This window comes from Streptomyces sp. NPDC037203 (assembly GCF_055605065.1).
The window spans coordinates 1-16,394 of record NZ_JBVJUC010000022.1 but is presented as its reverse complement, the minus strand read 5'-3'; the positions used below and the strand labels follow the sequence as shown (position 1 = coordinate 16,394).

Annotated in this window: 14 protein-coding genes; 8 read left to right on the top strand and 6 right to left on the bottom strand. The window is 72.4% G+C overall.

Features of this window, described 5'->3' with window-relative positions:
- A partial coding sequence (locus ACZ7EC_RS32710) for a homocysteine S-methyltransferase family protein (RefSeq protein WP_471068832.1) occupies positions 1-246 on the bottom strand: 246 nt, incomplete at its 3' end.
- 315 nt (positions 247-561) lie between these two features.
- Here ACZ7EC_RS32710 and ACZ7EC_RS32705 point away from each other — a divergent pair.
- From ACZ7EC_RS32705 to ACZ7EC_RS32685, 5 genes are all read left to right on the top strand, one after another.
- Positions 562-1,326, top strand: coding sequence for an IclR family transcriptional regulator (locus ACZ7EC_RS32705; RefSeq protein ID WP_471068829.1), 765 nt, complete (start codon positions 562-564; stop codon positions 1,324-1,326).
- A 353-nt stretch (positions 1,327-1,679) separates the two neighbouring features.
- A complete protein-coding gene (locus ACZ7EC_RS32700; protein WP_471068826.1) occupies positions 1,680-2,471 on the top strand; it encodes an MIP/aquaporin family protein in 792 nt (263 codons plus the stop codon).
- A 76-nt stretch (positions 2,472-2,547) separates the two neighbouring features.
- Positions 2,548-4,086 carry a glycerol kinase GlpK gene (gene glpK, locus ACZ7EC_RS32695; protein ID WP_471068823.1) on the top strand — a complete coding sequence of 513 codons (1,539 nt, stop codon included), beginning with the start codon at positions 2,548-2,550 and terminating at the stop codon, positions 4,084-4,086.
- A 47-nt stretch (positions 4,087-4,133) separates the two neighbouring features.
- The gene (locus ACZ7EC_RS32690) at positions 4,134-5,750 is read left to right on the top strand and encodes a glycerol-3-phosphate dehydrogenase/oxidase (protein WP_471068820.1); all 1,617 of its coding nucleotides are present in this window, start codon (positions 4,134-4,136) and stop codon (positions 5,748-5,750) included.
- Between the two features lie 253 nt (positions 5,751-6,003).
- Positions 6,004-6,933: a PAC2 family protein gene (locus ACZ7EC_RS32685; protein ID WP_471068817.1), complete on the top strand. Its 930-nt coding sequence runs from the start codon at positions 6,004-6,006 to the stop codon at positions 6,931-6,933.
- Positions 6,934-7,091: 158 nt separating this feature from the next.
- Here the strand turns inward: ACZ7EC_RS32685 and mshC are convergent, their stop codons facing one another.
- The 4 genes from mshC to ACZ7EC_RS32665 all read right to left on the bottom strand — a co-directional run bounded on the left by mshC (position 7,092) and on the right by ACZ7EC_RS32665 (position 10,580).
- Positions 7,092-8,321, bottom strand: coding sequence for a cysteine--1-D-myo-inosityl 2-amino-2-deoxy-alpha-D-glucopyranoside ligase (gene mshC, locus ACZ7EC_RS32680; protein WP_471068814.1), 1,230 nt, complete (start codon positions 8,319-8,321; stop codon positions 7,092-7,094).
- Positions 8,322-8,414: 93 nt separating this feature from the next.
- The gene (locus tag ACZ7EC_RS32675) at positions 8,415-9,242 is read right to left on the bottom strand and encodes an SCO1664 family protein (protein WP_471068811.1); all 828 of its coding nucleotides are present in this window, start codon (positions 9,240-9,242) and stop codon (positions 8,415-8,417) included.
- Entirely contained in the window at positions 9,206-9,796 is a 591-nt protein-coding gene (locus ACZ7EC_RS32670) for a DUF3090 domain-containing protein (protein WP_471068808.1), read from the bottom strand. The genes ACZ7EC_RS32675 and ACZ7EC_RS32670 overlap by 37 nt, the downstream gene beginning before the upstream one ends.
- Positions 9,797-9,893: 97 nt before the next feature.
- The gene (locus ACZ7EC_RS32665) at positions 9,894-10,580 is read right to left on the bottom strand and encodes a histidine phosphatase family protein (RefSeq protein WP_471068805.1); all 687 of its coding nucleotides are present in this window, start codon (positions 10,578-10,580) and stop codon (positions 9,894-9,896) included.
- Between the two features lie 62 nt (positions 10,581-10,642).
- On the opposite strand from ACZ7EC_RS32665, the gene corA reads away from it, so the two are divergent.
- The gene (gene corA / locus ACZ7EC_RS32660; protein WP_471068802.1) at positions 10,643-11,644 is read left to right on the top strand and encodes a magnesium/cobalt transporter CorA; all 1,002 of its coding nucleotides are present in this window, start codon (positions 10,643-10,645) and stop codon (positions 11,642-11,644) included.
- Positions 11,645-11,785: 141 nt separating this feature from the next.
- Here the strand turns inward: corA and ACZ7EC_RS32655 are convergent, their stop codons facing one another.
- On the bottom strand, positions 11,786-12,841 hold the full coding sequence (locus ACZ7EC_RS32655) for an LLM class F420-dependent oxidoreductase (RefSeq protein ID WP_471068799.1): 1,056 nt from the start codon (positions 12,839-12,841) through the stop codon (positions 11,786-11,788).
- 139 nt (positions 12,842-12,980) lie between these two features.
- Here ACZ7EC_RS32655 and ACZ7EC_RS32650 point away from each other — a divergent pair, with 139 nt between their 5' ends.
- Together ACZ7EC_RS32650 and ACZ7EC_RS32645 are read left to right on the top strand one after the other, a co-directional pair.
- The gene (locus ACZ7EC_RS32650) at positions 12,981-13,964 is read left to right on the top strand and encodes an aldo/keto reductase (RefSeq protein WP_471068796.1); all 984 of its coding nucleotides are present in this window, start codon (positions 12,981-12,983) and stop codon (positions 13,962-13,964) included.
- The gene (locus ACZ7EC_RS32645) at positions 13,961-16,267 is read left to right on the top strand and encodes a helix-hairpin-helix domain-containing protein (protein ID WP_471068793.1); all 2,307 of its coding nucleotides are present in this window, start codon (positions 13,961-13,963) and stop codon (positions 16,265-16,267) included. Before ACZ7EC_RS32650 ends, ACZ7EC_RS32645 begins: the two co-directional genes overlap by 4 nt.
- The last annotated feature ends 127 nt before the right edge of the window (positions 16,268-16,394 follow it).

Below are 16,394 nucleotides of genomic sequence, written 5' to 3'. Positions count from 1 at the left end.
CTCCACACAGTCGACACCGACCGCGAAATACGCCTCGTGCACCGAGCGGACGATATCCGGCCGGGTGACGTTGAGGATCTCGTTGCAGCCCTCCATCTGCTGGAAGTCGTCCAGGGACGGGTCCTGGGCCTGGAGCATGGTGCCCATCGCTCCGTCGGCGACCACCACACGGGTGGCGAGCGCCTCTCGGAGCGCGGACGCACGGGTCCGGCTGTCGGCGGTAGGGGACGTTGGCAACGAGGCCATGTAAGGGCTCCCTGAAGGTGCGACGGCTGTCGGCTATGCGGTTACCCCCTCGCCAGGCGGGAGGGCCGCACGGCGCCAGACTAACCGGGAGTGGGCTTGGATGGGCACAGGCGTCCACGAGGCGGACGCGGATGGCCCCGACGCCACATGGGGACCACGTGTGATGTAACAGGTGTCGACCGACCATTAGCGGGAGGTCGGCATGGACCGGTAGTGTTCGACATTGCCGAACGGTGGTAGCGAAGCGCAGGAAGTCCGCGGCGCTCCGCCCACAGAGGTGTTTCGGCAGTCGAAGGGGACGGAGGCAGGACGGCGATGGCACGGAACATCCAGTCGCTCGAACGCGCGGCCGCGATGCTGCGGCTGCTCGCGGGCGGCGAGCGACGGCTCGGGCTGTCGGACATCGCCTCCTCGCTCGGCCTCGCCAAGGGCACCGCGCACGGCATCCTGCGCACCCTCCAGCAGGAGGGGTTCGTCGAACAGGACGACGCCTCGGGCCGCTATCAGCTGGGCGCGGAGCTGCTGCGCCTGGGCACCACCTATCTGGACGTCCACGAGCTGCGGGCGCGCGCCCTGGTGTGGACGGACGATCTGGCCCGCTCCAGCGGGGAGAGCGTGCACCTGGGGGTGCTGCACCAGCAGGGTGTGCTGATCGTGCACCACGTCTTCCGGCCCGACGACAGCCGGCAGGTGCTGGAGATCGGGGCGATGCAGCCGCTGCACTGCACGGCGCTGGGCAAGGTGCTGTCGGCGTACGACCCGGTGGCGCACAGCGAGGCACTGGAGGCGGAGCGCAAGGCATTCACGGACCGCACGGTGTGCGACGCGGGCGAGTTCGAGCAGATCCTCGACCTGACGCGCGCGCGGGGCTATGCGGCCGACGTGGAGGAGACATGGGAGGGCGTGGCGTCGATCGCGGCGCCCGTCCACGACCGGCGCCGGATGCCCGTGGGCGCGGTGGGCATCACGGGGGCGGTGGAGCGGCTGTGCCGGGACGGCGAGCTGCGGCCCGAGCTGATCGCGGCGGTGCGCGACTGCGCCCGCGCGGTCTCCAGGGATCTGGGCGCCGGGCGGTTCTGAGGGTCCCCGAGGGATCACGCTGTGTTGTGGGTATGACCGGGACGCCGGGCGGCGTTCCGGCTCTCGGCCTACCCTGAAGTAGACAAAGCGGGGCTAAAGCTACATAGCGTGGCGAAGAGTGATAGCCGGCGACGATCAATAACGATCCGGTTTTCGATAGGAGAACTCTTGACGCGCGCGTAACACCGAAGCGAGACTCCCGTCCATCGGTCGGCATTGTCGAACACCTATCGGTAATACGCGTTAGAGTGTGACGACGCCAAGGGCCGGTATCGCTCTCACCCCGAGGGCACCAGAACCCCCGGTGGGACCGGGGTTCGCTCACCCCTGGACGAAGGACAAAGGAGTCGCGGGTGTCCAGCTCCGACATCTTCATCGGCGAGACCCTCGGTACCGCCATACTCATCCTGCTCGGCGGCGGTGTGTGTGCCGCCGTCACGCTGAAGGCCTCCAAGGCCCGTAACGCCGGTTGGCTCGCCATCGCCTTCGGGTGGGGCTTCGCCGTCATGACGGCCGTGTACATCTCCGCGCCGCTCTCCGGCGCCCAACTGAATCCGGCCGTCACCGTCGCCGTGGCCATCAAGGACAGCGACTGGAGCAACGTTCCGTACTACCTCGCCGGTCAGCTGCTCGGCGCCATGATCGGCGCGGCCCTGGTGTGGCTCGCCTACTACGGCCAGTTCCACGCGCACCTCACCGACAAGGAGATCGTCGGCGGTCCGGGTGCCCAGGCCACGTCGGCGAAGGCGGTCGAGGCCCAGGAGCAGGGTGCGGGGCCGGTCCTCGGCATCTTCTCCACCGGTCCGGAGATCCGGAACGTGGCGCAGAACCTCGCCACGGAGATCATCGGCACCATGGTGCTGATCCTCGCGGTCCTCACGCAGGGCCTGAACAACAGTGGCAAGGGCCTCAACGAGGTCGGCGGTCTGATCACCGCGTTCGTGGTGGTGTCCATCGGCCTGTCCCTCGGCGGCCCGACGGGCTACGCGATCAACCCGGCCCGTGACCTCGGCCCGCGCATCGTGCACGCCCTGCTGCCGCTGCCCAACAAGGGCGGTTCCGACTGGAGCTACGCCTGGATCCCGGTGGTCGGCCCGCTGATCGGCGCGGCCATCGCGGCGGGTATCTACAACGTCGCCTTCTGACGAAACCCCCCGCAAGGGTTTCGCGCACGCGCCGTACGTTCAGCCCCTCACACCACGGACCTTTCAGGAGCACACAGTGACCGACGCCCACACCGCAGGCCCCTTCATCGCGGCGATCGACCAGGGCACCACCTCCTCGCGCTGCATCATCTTCGACCGGGACGGCCGCATCGTCTCCGTCGACCAGAAGGAGCACGAGCAGATCTTCCCGAAGCCGGGCTGGGTCGAGCACGACGCCAACGAGATCTGGACCAACGTCCAGGAGGTCGTCGCCGGAGCCGTCGCCAAGGCCGGCATCTCCCGCGACGACATCAAGGCCATCGGCATCACCAACCAGCGCGAGACCACCGTGCTGTGGGACAAGAACACCGGTGAGCCCGTCCACAACGCCATCGTCTGGCAGGACACCCGCACCGACGCCCTGTGCCGGGAGCTCGGCCGCAACGTCGGCCAGGACCGCTTCCGCCGGGAGACCGGCCTGCCGCTGGCCTCCTACTTCGCCGGCCCCAAGGCCCGCTGGCTGCTCGACAACGTCGAGGGCCTCAAGGAGCGCGCCGCCGCCGGGGACATCCTCTTCGGCACCATGGACACCTGGGTCATCTGGAACCTGACCGGCGGTGTCAACGGCGGCAAGCACGTCACCGACGTCACCAACGCCTCGCGCACCATGCTCATGAACCTGCACACGATGCGGTGGGACGAGCGGATCGCCGAGTCGATCGGTGTGCCGCTGGGCATCCTGCCCGAGATCCGCTCCTCCGCCGAGGTCTACGGCGAGGTCACCGGCGGCAAGCTCGGCGACCTGCTGGGCGGCATCCCGGTCGCCTCAGCGCTCGGCGACCAGCAGGCGGCCCTGTTCGGCCAGACCTGTTTCTCCGAGGGCGAGACCAAGTCGACCTACGGCACCGGCACCTTCATGGTGATGAACACCGGCGACAAGATCATCAACTCGTACGCCGGTCTGCTGACCACCGTCGGCTACAAGATCGGCGACCAGCCCACGGTGTACGCGCTGGAGGGCTCGATCGCCGTCACCGGTTCGCTGGTGCAGTGGATGCGCGACCAGATGGGCCTGATCTCCACCGCCGCCGAGATCGAGACGCTCGCGCTCTCGGTCGAGGACAACGGCGGCGCCTACTTCGTGCCGGCCTTCTCCGGCCTGTTCGCCCCGCACTGGCGTTCCGACGCCCGTGGTGTGATCGCCGGCCTGACCCGGTATGTCACCAAGGCGCACCTCGCGCGCGCCGTCCTGGAGGCCACCGCCTGGCAGACCCGCGAGATCGCCGACGCCATGGTGAAGGACTCCGGCGACGAGCTGGTGGCCCTGAAGGTCGACGGCGGCATGACCTCCAACAACCTGCTGATGCAGACGCTCGCCGACGTCCTGGACGCGCCCGTGGTGCGCCCGATGGTCGCCGAGACCACCTGCCTCGGCGCCGCCTACGCCGCCGGCCTCGCCGTCGGCTTCTGGTCCAGCACCGACGAGCTGCGCGCCAACTGGCGCCGGGCCGCCGAGTGGACCCCCCAGATGGACGCGGAGACCCGCGACCGTGAGTACAAGAACTGGCTCAAGGCCGTCGACCGGACCATGGGCTGGATCGAGGACGAGAGCTGAGCGGCCCCTTTCGGCTCAAACGCTCTGACGAGGAGTAAGTACCCCACATGACCAGTCAGTCCACTCTGCAGTCCGTGCCTGCCCTGGGAACGCACCCGGCCTCCGGCTCCAACCCGAGTCGTGCCGAGACCAGGGAGCAGCTCTCCAAGGCGTCGTACGACCTTCTTGTGATCGGCGGCGGCATCCTGGGCATCTCCACCGCCTGGCACGCCGCGCAGTCCGGGCTCAGGGTGGCGCTGGTCGACGCCGGCGACTTCGCCGGTGCCACGTCCTCCGCCTCCTCCAAGCTGCTCCACGGCGGTCTGCGCTACCTGCAGACCGGCGCGGTCAAGCTGGTGGCGGAGAACCACTTCGAGCGCCGTGCGGTGTCCCGTCAGGTGGCCCCCCACCTGGCGAACCCGCTGACCTTCTACCTCCCCGTGTACAAGGGCGGCCCGCACGGCGCGGCCAAGCTCGGCGCGGGCGTCTTCGCCTACTCGGCGCTGTCCGCGTTCGGCGACGGCGTCGGCCACCTGCTCTCCCCCGCCAAGGCGGCGCAGGACGTGCCGGAGCTGCGCACCGAGAACCTCAAGGCCGTGGCCGTGTACGGCGACGACCAGATGAACGACGCGCGCATGGCGCTGATGACGGTCCGCGCGGCCGTCGAGGCGGGCGCGGTCGTGCTGAACCACGCCGAGGTCACCGGCCTGCGCTTCACGCGTGGCCGGGTGACGGGCGCGGAGCTGAAGGACCGGATGTCCGGTGACGAGTTCGGGGTCGACGCCCGGCTGGTGCTGAACGCGACCGGCCCCTGGGTGGACCACCTGCGCAAGATGGAGGACCCGAACGCGGCGCCGTCCATCCGGCTGTCCAAGGGCGCGCACCTGGTCCTGAAGCGGACCTCGCCGTGGAAGGCCGCGCTGGCCACCCCGATCGACAAGTACCGGATCACCTTCGCCCTCCCGTGGGAGGACATGCTGCTGCTCGGCACCACCGACGAGGAGTACGAGGGCGACCCGGCGGATGTTTCGGTCAACGACAAGGACATAGCCCAGATCCTGGACGAGGCGGCGTTCTCCGTCCGGGACCAGCAGCTGAAGAAGGACCTGATCACGTACGCGTTCGCCGGTCTGCGGGTGCTGCCGGGCGGTCCCGGCGACACCGCGAAGGCCAAGCGCGAGACGGTGGTGACCGAGGGCAAGGGCGGCATGCTGTCCGTCGCGGGCGGCAAGTGGACCACGTTCCGCCACATCGGCCGTACGATCATGAAGAAGCTGGAGGCGCTGCCGGGGCACCCGCTGGGCGACGACTTCGAGCCGATCTCCTCGCTGCCGAAGAAGCTGCCGCTGCCCGGTGTCGCCAACCCGCGCGCGGTCGCGCACCGGCTGCTGGTGGACGGCCCGGCGCCGGGCCCGCGGATGGGCGCCGACACCGCGAAGCACCTGGCCACCCACTACGGCTCGCTGGCGTTCGACATCGCCCGGCTGGCGAACGAGGACCCGCAGCTGGCGCGGCGGGTGCACCCGGACGCGCCGGAGATCTGGGCGCAGGTCGTGTGGGCCCGTGACCACGAGTGGGCCGAGACGGCGGACGACGTGCTGCGCCGCCGTACCACGCTGACCATCCGCGGCCTGGCCACGGACGAGATCCGCGCGCAGGTCCAGGGTCTGCTCGACGAGAAGTAGGCCCGGCGGGAAGTAGTCCCGGCCTGCCACCGGCACCGGGGGAAGGGGCGGCCCGTGCGCACGGGCCGCCCCTTCCCGCGTGTCCGCCGGTCCGGGCGCCGGGTCCGGGGTTTATCAGGGGCGCGGGGGGTGTTCGAGCGGGGAGGGCGGGGCAGTGATCCGTTCACTGCCCCTGCACGGGGACTGCGGACGCCCTTGCCGGACGCCGTAAGGTTGGTGAGTCAAGCGAGGGCACGTCGGAAGGAGGCACTGGGTGATCGAGCTGGAGGGGGTTCCCGAGCTGATCGACCCAGTCATGGTGGCCGCGTTCGAGGGCTGGAACGATGCCGGTGACGCCGCCTCCACGGCGGTCGCGCATCTGGAACGCGAGTTCAAGGGCGAGGTGTTCGCGGCGCTGGACGCCGAGGACTACTACGACTTCCAGGTGAACAGGCCGACGGTGTTCATGGAGGGCGGGGTGCGCAAGATCACCTGGCCGACGACCCGGCTCTCGGTGGTCCGCGTCGGCGGGGAGAAGCCGCGCGACCTGGTGCTGGTGCGGGGCATCGAGCCGTCGATGCGCTGGCGCTCGTTCTGCAACGAGCTGCTCGGGTTCGCGCACGAGCTGGGTGTGGAGCTGGTGGTCGTCATGGGCGCGCTGCTCGGGGACACCCCGCACACGCGTCCGGTACCGGTCAGCGGGGTCACCTCGGACACGGAGCTGGCCCAGCGGATGGATCTGGAGGAGACGAAGTACGAGGGCCCGACGGGCATCGTCGGCGTCCTCCAGGAGGCGTGCGCGCATGCCGGGGTGCCGGCGGTGTCGCTGTGGGCGGCGGTGCCGCACTACGTCTCGCAGCCGCCCAACCCCAAGGCCACGCTGGCGCTGCTCAACCGTCTCGAGGACCTGCTGGACCTGCGGATCCCGCAGGGCGAGCTGCCGGAGGACGCGCGGGCCTGGCAGGTCGGCGTGGACCAGCTGGCCGCGGAGGACAGCGAGGTCGCGGAGTACGTCCAGACGCTGGAGGAGGCCCGCGACACGGCGGAGCTGCCGGAGGCGTCCGGGGAGGCGATCGCGCGGGAGTTCGAGCGGTATCTGCGGCGGCGGGACACACCGGGCGGCAAGGCCCGTCCGTCCAAGCCGGACGCGGATGCCTCCGGCGGTCCGGCCGGCGACGACGAGGGTGACGGGTCGGAGGACTGAGGTACGGCGAAGGGGCGGTCCCGGATCGGGGGCCGCCCCTTCTTCGTGTTGCCGAGGGCGCTACGAGGGCCGCTTGAGGTGGTGGGGCGGCTGCCGCGTCGTCGTGGGTTCCCGCGCGGTTCCCCGCGCCCCTTGGGGGGCGCGGGGGCCGGCGGTGCTTACAGGGCGACGCCCAGGAGGGCGTCCACCGCCCTGGTGACCAGGCCCGGTGCGCTCGGGTCCTGGCCGCCCTCGGTGTTCTGGCGGGCGGCCCAGCGGTCCACCGCGGCGAGCGCGGCGGGGGCGTCCAGGTCGTGGGAGAGGGCGTCGCGGATCTCCTCGACCAGGGCGTCGGCACCGGGGCCGTCGGGACGGGAGACCGCGGCGCGCCAGCGGTCGAGGCGGTCGAGGGCGTCCTGGAGGACCTGGTCGGTCCACTCCCAGTCGGCCCGGTAGTGGTGGGCGAGCAGGGCGAGGCGGATCGCGGCCGGGTCGACGCCGTCGCGGCGCAGCCGGGAGACGAAGACCAGGTTGCCCTTGGACTTGGACATCTTCTCGCCGTCGAGCGCGACCATGCCGGCGTGCACGTACGCCTTGGCCATCGGGAACTCGCCGGTGAGCACGTGGGCGTGCGAGGCGCCCATCTCGTGGTGCGGGAAGGCGAGGTCGGAGCCGCCGCCCTGGACGTCGAAGCCCATGCCGAGGTGGTCGAGGGCGATGGCCACGCACTCGATGTGCCAGCCGGGCCGGCCGGGGCCGAGGGAGGCGCCGTCCCAGCTGGGCTCGCCCTCGCGGGCCGCCATCCACAGCATCGGGTCGACCGGGTTCTTCTTGCCCGGACGGTCCGGGTCGCCGCCGCGTTCGGCGGACAGCAGCCGCATGGCGGCCGCGTCGAGGTGGGAGACCGCGCCGAAGTGCGGGTCGGACTCGACGGAGAAGTAGATGTCGCCGTCCAGTTCGTAGGCCGCGCCGAGGTCGCGCAGCCGTTCGACCAGCGGGACGATGCCGGGTATCGCCTCGACGGCGCCTATGTACTGCCGGGGCGGGAGCATCCGCAGGGCGGTCATGTCCTCGCGGAAGAGGGAGGTCTCCTTCTCGGCGAGGGCGACCCAGTCGACGCCGTCGCGCTCCGCGCGCTCCAGGAGCGGGTCGTCGACGTCGGTGACGTTCTGGACGTAGTGGACCTGCCGCTTGGTGTCGAGCCACACGCGCTGGACGAGGTCGAACGCGTTGTAGGTCGCCGCGTGACCCATGTGGGTCGCGTCGTACGGGGTGATGCCGCAGACGTAGATGCGGGCGACGGGACCGGGCTGGAGGGTGACCAGGCCGCCGGTCGCGGTGTCGTGGATCCTCAGGTCGCGGCCCTGACCAGGCAGGGCGGGGACCTCGGAAGCGGGCCAGGCATGCATGTACATGAGCCTAACCGGCCGCGCGCCGCGCACACGACCGGGATCGGGTCGGATGGCCGGTTGGGCGCTCTTGCAACTCCGGCCGGGTTGTGATCACACGGGCGGCCAGGGGATCGCCGGCCAGTCCCCGCCGGGTTCCGGGTGGACTCCGGAGGTGAGCAGGGCGGCGACGCGGGCGCGGGTGGCGTCCAGTTCCGCGGCGGTGATCAGCGGGGCGAGGCGCCCGCCCAGGTCGCCGTCCAGGGCGTCGCGGAGCCGCTTGAGGACCTCGACGGCCTCGGCGGTGAGGGGTTCGCCGGCCCAGCCCCACAGCAGGGTGCGCAGTTTGTCCTCGGTGTTGAAGGTGACGCCGTGGTCGATGCCGTAGAGCCGGCCGTCGGCGGTGGGCAGCAGGTGGCCGCCCTTGCGGTCGGCGTTGTTGATCACGGCGTCGAGGACGGCGAGCCGGCGCAGCCGTTCGTCGTCGGCGTGCACGAGCAGCGCGGTGCGGCCCTCGCCGACCTCGGCGAAGCCGATGGCCTTCCAGCCGGGCTCGGGCTCCTCGCCGTCGACCAGGGCGAGGAGTTCGGGCTCGGGGGTCGCCTCGATCCACAGCTGGCACATGCCCTCGCCGTAGGGGCCGTCGCGCAGCACGGTGGGCGGTACGAGGCCCCAGCCGGTGGCCTCGGAGACCTCGTAGGCGGCGACCTCGCGGGCGGCGAGGGTGCCGTCGGGGAAGTCCCACAGGGGCCGCTCGCCGGCCACCGGCTTGTAGACGCAGGTGGCTTCCCGGCCGTCGTGGGCGACGGTGCAGAACAGGGCGGCGTTGGAGGCGTCGCGGATGCGGCCGCGCACGGTCAGCTCACCGCGGGCGAGCAGTTCGGCGGCGCCCGGATCGGCGGCCGTCACGCCCCGCGGCGGTATCCGTTCTGGCGCGGGCATACGTGTCCTTCCGGATCGAGCGGGAGGCTGCACAGCGGGCACGGCGGCCGCCCGGCGTTGACGACGTCGAGGGCGCGCTTGGCGAAGGCACGGGCCTGCGCGCCGGTCAGCCGGACCCGCAGCATCGGGGGTCCGTTCTCCTCGTCCTGGAGCAGCCGTTCCTCGGCCTCGGCGAGGTCCTCCTCGGTGTCGGCGTCCAGCTCCACCAGGGCCTGCGCCTCCACGACCATGCGCTGTTCCTCGGCGTCCCAGGCCAGGGCCATGGTGCCGACCCGGAACTCCTCCTCGACGGGGGTCTCCAGCGGGGCGGTGTCGGCGATCTCGCTGGGCGCCATGGCCGGAACGGAGGCGCTGCCGCCGCTGCGGCGCACGACTTCGTCCAGGAGTTCGTCCATGCGCTCGGCGAGCGCGGCGACCTGGGTCTTCTCCAGGGCCACGCTGGTCACCCGTGGGCCGGCGATGGCCTGGAGGAAGAACGTACGGCGTCCGGGCAGTCCGACCGTGCCGGCCACGAAGCGGTCCGGCGGATCGTAGAGGAACACCTGACGGGACACGTCCTGTCTCCATGGGGTCGAGAGTTTCGGCGGTGCGGGTGCGGGCCGCTGCGGATACGCGACGGCGCGGATCGCTTCACCCTACTGCGGCCGACGATCACGGTGCGCCCGCACCACCACCGACCGGTGCGTCGCCGTCGGGGTGCTCCTCGCGGGGGGCGAGCGAGGCGAGATCGCCGGTGTCCCCGAGGCGGACGAGGAAAGGGCGCAGGCGGGTGTAACGGATCGCGGTGATGGAACACGGTTCCACGGAGATCCGCTGGAAGAGGTCGAGATGGAGGCCGAGGGCGTCGGCGACCAGGGATTTGATGATGTCACCGTGCGAGCACATGAGGTAGACGGCGTCGGCGCCGTGATCGCGTTCGACGCGCGCGTTCCACTCGCGTACGGCTTCGGCGGCGCGGGTCTGCATGGCGCGCATGGACTCCCCGCCGGGGAAGGCGGCGGCGGAGGGGTGGGCCTGGACGACCTCCATCAGCGGCTCGTCCTTGAGTTCGGCGAGCTTGCGGCCGGACCAGTCGCCGTAGTGGCACTCCCCGATCCGGTCGTCGGTGTGCGCGGTCAGGCCGGGGCGGGCCGCGAGGAGGGGGGCCAGGGTCTCCTGGCAGCGCTGGAGCGGGCTGGAGACGACCTCGGCCAGGGGCAGGGCGGCGAGACGGTCGGGCAGGGCGGCGGCCTGGGCGGTGCCCCGCTCGTCCAGGGAGACCCCCGGAGTCCAGCCGGCGAGCAGGCCGGAGGTGTTGGCGGTGGAACGTCCGTGCCTTACGAGGATCAGCGTGGGCATGCGGACCAGGGTAGGCGCATCGGGTGGTGCGCCGGTGATCTCGGGAAGGGAGAATGCGCTCCGTGATCGTCGACTGTGCCATCTACCGGCACGGACAGCGGACCGAGGGTCCGGAGGACCTGTCCGACGCGCTCGCCGAGGCGCGGGCGGCGGGCGGGTTCGTGTGGATCGGGCTGTACGAGCCTTCCGAGCGGGAGTTCGACCTGGTGACCCAGGAGTTCGGGCTGCACCCGTTGGCGGTGGAGGACGCTCTCAAGGCGCATCAGCGTCCGAAACTCGAGGTGTACGAGGATTCGCTGTTCGTGGTGCTGAAACCGGTCGACTACGAGCCGGCGAGCGACACGGTCTCGGCGGGTGAGGTGATGGTGTTCGTCGGCGACAGCTTCGTGGTGACGGTGCGGCACGGCGAGGCCTCGCCGCTGGCGGCGGTGCGGCACCGGCTCGAGGAGGAGCCGGAGATGCTCGACAAGGGGCCCACCTCGGTGCTGTACGCGATCGCCGACGCCATCGTGGACCGGTACCTGGAGGTGGCGACCGAGCTCCAGACGGATCTGGAGGAGGTGGAGGCGGAGGTGTTCCGGCCGCAGGGGGGCGGGGCGCGCAACACCGCCTCGCGGATCTACGGCTTCAAGCGGCAGATCGTGGAGTTCCGTCGGGCGACCGTGCCGCTGGCGGTGCCGCTGTCCCGGCTGGCGGGGACGGGGCCGGTCGGCTCGGGCGGCGGGGTGCCGTTCGTGCACGAGCGGGCACGGCCGTTCTTCCGGGACGTGGGCGACCACCTGTCCCGCGTCAACGAGTCGGTGGAGGGCCTGGACCGGCTGGTGTCGGACGTGCTGTCGGCGCATCTGGCGCAGACGAGCGTGCGGCAGAACGACGACATGCGGAAGATCTCCGCCTGGGCGGCGATGGCGGCGGTGCCCACGATGATCGCCGGGATCTACGGCATGAACTTCGACCACATGCCCGAGCTGCACTGGTTGTGGTCGTACCCGGCGGTGATCCTGGTGATGGCGCTGCTGGAGATGGTCCTGTACCGGATGTTCAAGCGGCGCGAGTGGCTGTGAGCCGCCTCGCCGGCCGGGGCGCTCCGCAAGAAGACGCCGGGGAGTCGTAACCGCTCGTCGCCGGGCGCGTTGTTCCCGGTGACGGCCGTGGCGGGGAAGCCTCCCCCGAGCCCCCACCACGGCCGTGGAAGACCTCCCGGCTCAGGCGAGCCCGGCGCGCTCCAGGGCCTCGGTGCCGGCGCGCAGGGAGGCGAGCCGCTCCTGGAGGGTGAACCCGGCGGGGGCGAGGCTGAGGGTGGTGACGCCGGCCTCCGCGTAGGCCCTCATCCGGTCGGCGATGCGGTCGACGGAGCCCAGCAGCGTGGTCTTGTCGATGAGGTCCTGCGGGATCGCGGCGGCGGCGCCCTGCTTGTCTCCGGACAGGTACTTCTGCTGGATCTCGGCGGCCTCCCGCTCGTAACCCATGCGCTGCGCGAGCTTGTTGTAGAAGTTCTGCTTGGCGCTGCCCATGCCGCCGACGTACAGCGCGGTGTAGGGGCGGAAGGTGTCGGCGAGCGCGGCCACGTCCTTGTCGTCGCCGACGGCCATCGGCAGGGTCGGGCAGACGTCGAACCCGTCGAGGGTCTTGCCCGCCTTCTCCCGGCCCGCGCGCAGATGCGTGAGGGTGGTCTCCTCCAGGTGCTCGGCGGCGGGGAAGATCAGCAGGGCGCCGTCGGCGATCTCGCCGGTCTGCTCCAGGTTCTTCGGGCCGATCGCCGCGATGTACAGCGGGATGTGCTCGCGCTGCGGGTGCACGGTCAGCTTGAGCGGCTTGCCCGGACCGCCCGGCAGCGGCAGCGTCCAGTGCTCGCCCTCGTACGAGAGCCGCTCACGGGTCATCGCCTTGCGGACGATCTCCACGTACTCGCGGGTGCGGGCCAGCGGCTTGTCGAAGGTGACGCCGTACCAGCCCTCGGAGACCTGCGGTCCGGAGACGCCGAGGCCGAGCCGGAAACGGCCGCCGGAGAGGGTGTCCAGGGTGGCCGCGGTCATCGCGGTCATCGCGGGCTGGCGGGCCGGGATCTGGAAGATGGCGGAGCCGACGTCGATGCGCTCGGTCTGGGCGGCGACCCAGCTGAGCACGGTGGCCGCGTCGGAGCCGTACGCCTCGGCCGCCCAGCACACGGCATAGCCCAGCCGGTCGGCCTCCTGGGCCACGGCCAGATTGTCCCCGTCCATTCCCGCACCCCAGTAGCCGAGGTTGAGTCCGAGTTTCATGGCCGATTCCCCTTACCCGTGAGTAACGTCTCTGTGGCGCAGACCTTAGCGCGCGGGCGCGGGCGCTGCCCCGCGCGGGCCCGGACGAGTTGTCCACAGGCAACCCACCGCGCTGGTTCCGGCCAGTAATCTCGCGGACATGGAGCAGAGGCATCTCGGCCGTACCGGCCTGCGCGTGTCCCGGATCGGACTCGGCACCCTCACCTGGGGCCGGGACACCGAAGAACATGACGCCGCGGACATGCTCAAGGCGTTCTGGGAGGCCGGCGGCACCCTCGTCGACACCGCGGACGTGTACGGCGGCGGGGAGGCGGAGTATCTGCTCGGGCGGCTGATGGAGCGCCTCGTGCCCCGCCGCGACCTGGTCGTCTCCACGAAGGCGGGCAGCGTCCCGTACCCCGGTCGCCGCTTCGACGGCTCCCGCGGGCATCTGCTCGCCGCGCTGGACGCCTCCCTCGACCGCCTGGGCACGGACCATGTGGACCTGTGGCACATCCACGCGTGGGACGCCGAGACCCCGCTGGAGGAGACGCTCCAGGCCCTGGACATAGCGGTGGCCAGCGGCCGGGCCCGGTACGCGGGGGTGTCCAACTTCTGCGGCTGGCAGCTCGCCAAGGCGGCCACCTGGCAGCTCGCGGCACCGGGCACCCGCACCCGGCTGGCCAGCACGCAGATGGAGTACTCGCTGCTCCAGCGGGGCGTGGAGCGGGAGGTGCTGCCCGCCGCGCTGGACCTGGGCGTGGGCCTGCTGCCGTCCTCCCCGCTCGGCCGGGGCGTGCTGACCGGAAAGTACCGGCACGGCACGCCCGCCGACTCGCGCGGCGCCTCCGAGCATCTGGCGCCCTTCGTGGAGCCGTATCTGGACGACACGGCGACGCGCATCGTGGACGCGGTGACGACGGCCGCCGACGGGCTCGCGGTCACCCCGCTCCAGGTGGCCCTCGCCTGGGTCCGCGACCGCCCCGGCGTCACCGCCCCGATCGTCGGCGCGCGCACCGCGCAGCAGCTCACGGCGGCTTTGTCAGTGGAGACGCTTAGTCTTCCTGACGAGATCTGCCGGGCGCTGGACGATGTGTCGGCGCCTGTGCACCGCTATCCCGATCACGACTGGAGCACGCTGTGAGCACGGAACCGGAGACCACGGAGGACACGCGGCCGGGGACACCGGAGACGCCGGAGGCGCCGGACGAGGTGGCCGGGAATGGTCTTACGGCGGACGGCGATGACGGGGTGTCCGGTACGACCGATGTGGCGGAGGGCGACTCGGGCGAGGAGACGGCCGAGGGGGCTCCGGAGGTCTCACGGCCGGAGTCGGCCGATGGTGCCGCCGCCGGGCCGGAGCTGTCCGAGGCCGCGGCGGAGCTGGCGGCGCAGCGGATCGAGCGGGAGCGGATCGAGCGGCGCAAGGCGGAGCGGAAGGCGCCCGTCGAGAGCGGCGCCAAGCTGAGCGGGAAGGCGGCCGATCTGCTGGCCGCCGTGCGCGCGGTGGAGGGCGGCAAGAAGCCGGCGACCGCGGTGTTCGCCGAGCCCTCGCCCCCCGCGCCCGAGCGGGCGGCCCAGCCGGGCCCCGCGGCGACTTCGGCCCGTCCGGCGACACCGGAGCCGGAGGGGGTGCACCAGGAGCGCCCCGCGCCTGCCCCCACCTCCGCGCCTGACCCGGCCTCCGCGCCCGCCCCCGTCTCCGTCTCCGCACCGGTCGGTCCGTCGCCGCAGGCGGTGGACGCGGTGCGCCGGGTGCTCGCGGAGGGCGGGGCGCCGGAGGCGCTGGGCAGGCAGGCAGCCGTGGCGCTCGGCGAGGGCGCCGGGGAGGTTCTGCGGGAGGATCCCTGGCAGTTGCTGCGCGTACCGGGGGTGCGGCCCGAGCAGGCGGACGGGTTCGCGCGGGCGCTGCTCGGTGCCGGATGCGGTCCGGAGGACGAGCGGCGGGGGCGGGCGGTGGCGGTGTGGCTGCTGGAGCAGGCGGCCCTCGCCGGGCACACCGCCCTGGAGCTGCCCGCGCTCACCGCGGCCCTGGCCCAGCGGGGCGTGCCGGACCCGGACGAGGCCGTGCAGTCCACCCTGGCCGAGGGCGAGGCGCTGGTGTTCGAGGACGCGCTGGAGGAGGCGGGCGCCCCGGCCGTGCGGGCGGAGGACGACGAGGAGGAGGCGGAGCGCCCGGTGCGGGTGCTCATCGCCCTGGAGCGGTACGCCCTGGCCGAGGAGAGCCTCGCCGACGGCCTGGCCCGGTTGGTCAACTCCCCGGTCCGGGAAACCTCTCAGGCGTGGGCGCCGGTCGTCGCAGCGGTGTCCGGCGGCGCCGCCGAGCTGGCCCGCGCGGTCGCCGGGCACGGCCTGGTCCTGCACACCGGCGGCGAGGCCGCCCGCGCAGAACCGGCGGCCCTGCTCGCCGCCGCCCTGGACGCGGGCCTGCGGGCCCTCGCCGTGTGCCACACCCCGGAGGGCCGCGACCGTCTCGCCGCGCTGTCGCCGGCGGGGGGCACGGGCACCGTCGCCGGGCTGCTGGCCGGTGCCGAGGGACCCGGCCGGGACGCGGACGGGGCGCTGCAGCTGGACCTGCTGATCGTGCTGGACGCCCCCCAGCTGGACGTGGAGGGCGCGGCGATGCTGGTGGAGTCGCTGCCCGACGGGGCGCGGCTGGTGCTCAGCGGGGATCCGGCGCTGCTGTGGTCGGCCGGTCCCGGTCGGGTCTTCGCCGATCTGCTCGCGGCCCGTGCCTGCCCCCAGATCGCCTCCCGGCTGCCCGACCCCGGTCCGATCGGCGAGCTGGTCTCCGGGATCGGCATCGGCGAGCTGAACCAGGTCGAGGCGCCCGGCAAGGAGGTCGTGATCGTGCCGGTGCGGGACGCGGGCGAGGCCGTGCACCGGGCGGTGCAACTGGTCGCGGAGTCGGTGCCGCGGGCCTTCCAGGTCCCCGTCGGGGGGACCGTGGTGATCACGCCGGGCCATGGCGGCGCGGCCGGCACCCGAGCCCTGAACGCCGCCCTGAAGGAGCGCCTCAACCCCGGCCCCGGCCGGTTCGGCGGCTTCGACCCCGGCGACCGGATCGCCTACTCCCCCGCACCGGGCCGGACGCTGCCGGGCACGGTGGTGAGGGCCGACGCCGAGGGACTGCACCTGTCCTGCGCGGGCGGCCCCGTGGTCGTACCGCGTGAGCGGGTGGAGGGATGTGTGCGACACGGATGGGCGCTGACCGCGCACCAGGCGGTGGGCGGTCGCTGGCCCGCGGCGGTCGTGGTGCTTCCCGGCGACGCCGCGGGGGCGCTCAGCAGGCCGTGGGTGTACACGGCGTTCGGCCGGGGCGAGCGGCATCTGTCCGTGGTGCACGGGGTGGAGGGTGCGCTGCCGCGGGCGGTCGCGGAGGTCCCGGCCAAGCCGCGTACGACCCGGCTGGCAACCCTGCTGCGCCCGCAGGCACCGACCGGCTGAGGCGCGGCGCCACCAGGGTGACCTGTTGCGGCGGGGGGGGGGGGGGGGGGGGGGGGGGGGGGGGGGGGGGGGGGGGGGGGGGCGGAGGAGGGGGAAGGGGGGCGAGATACCGAGAAAACACCCCCAT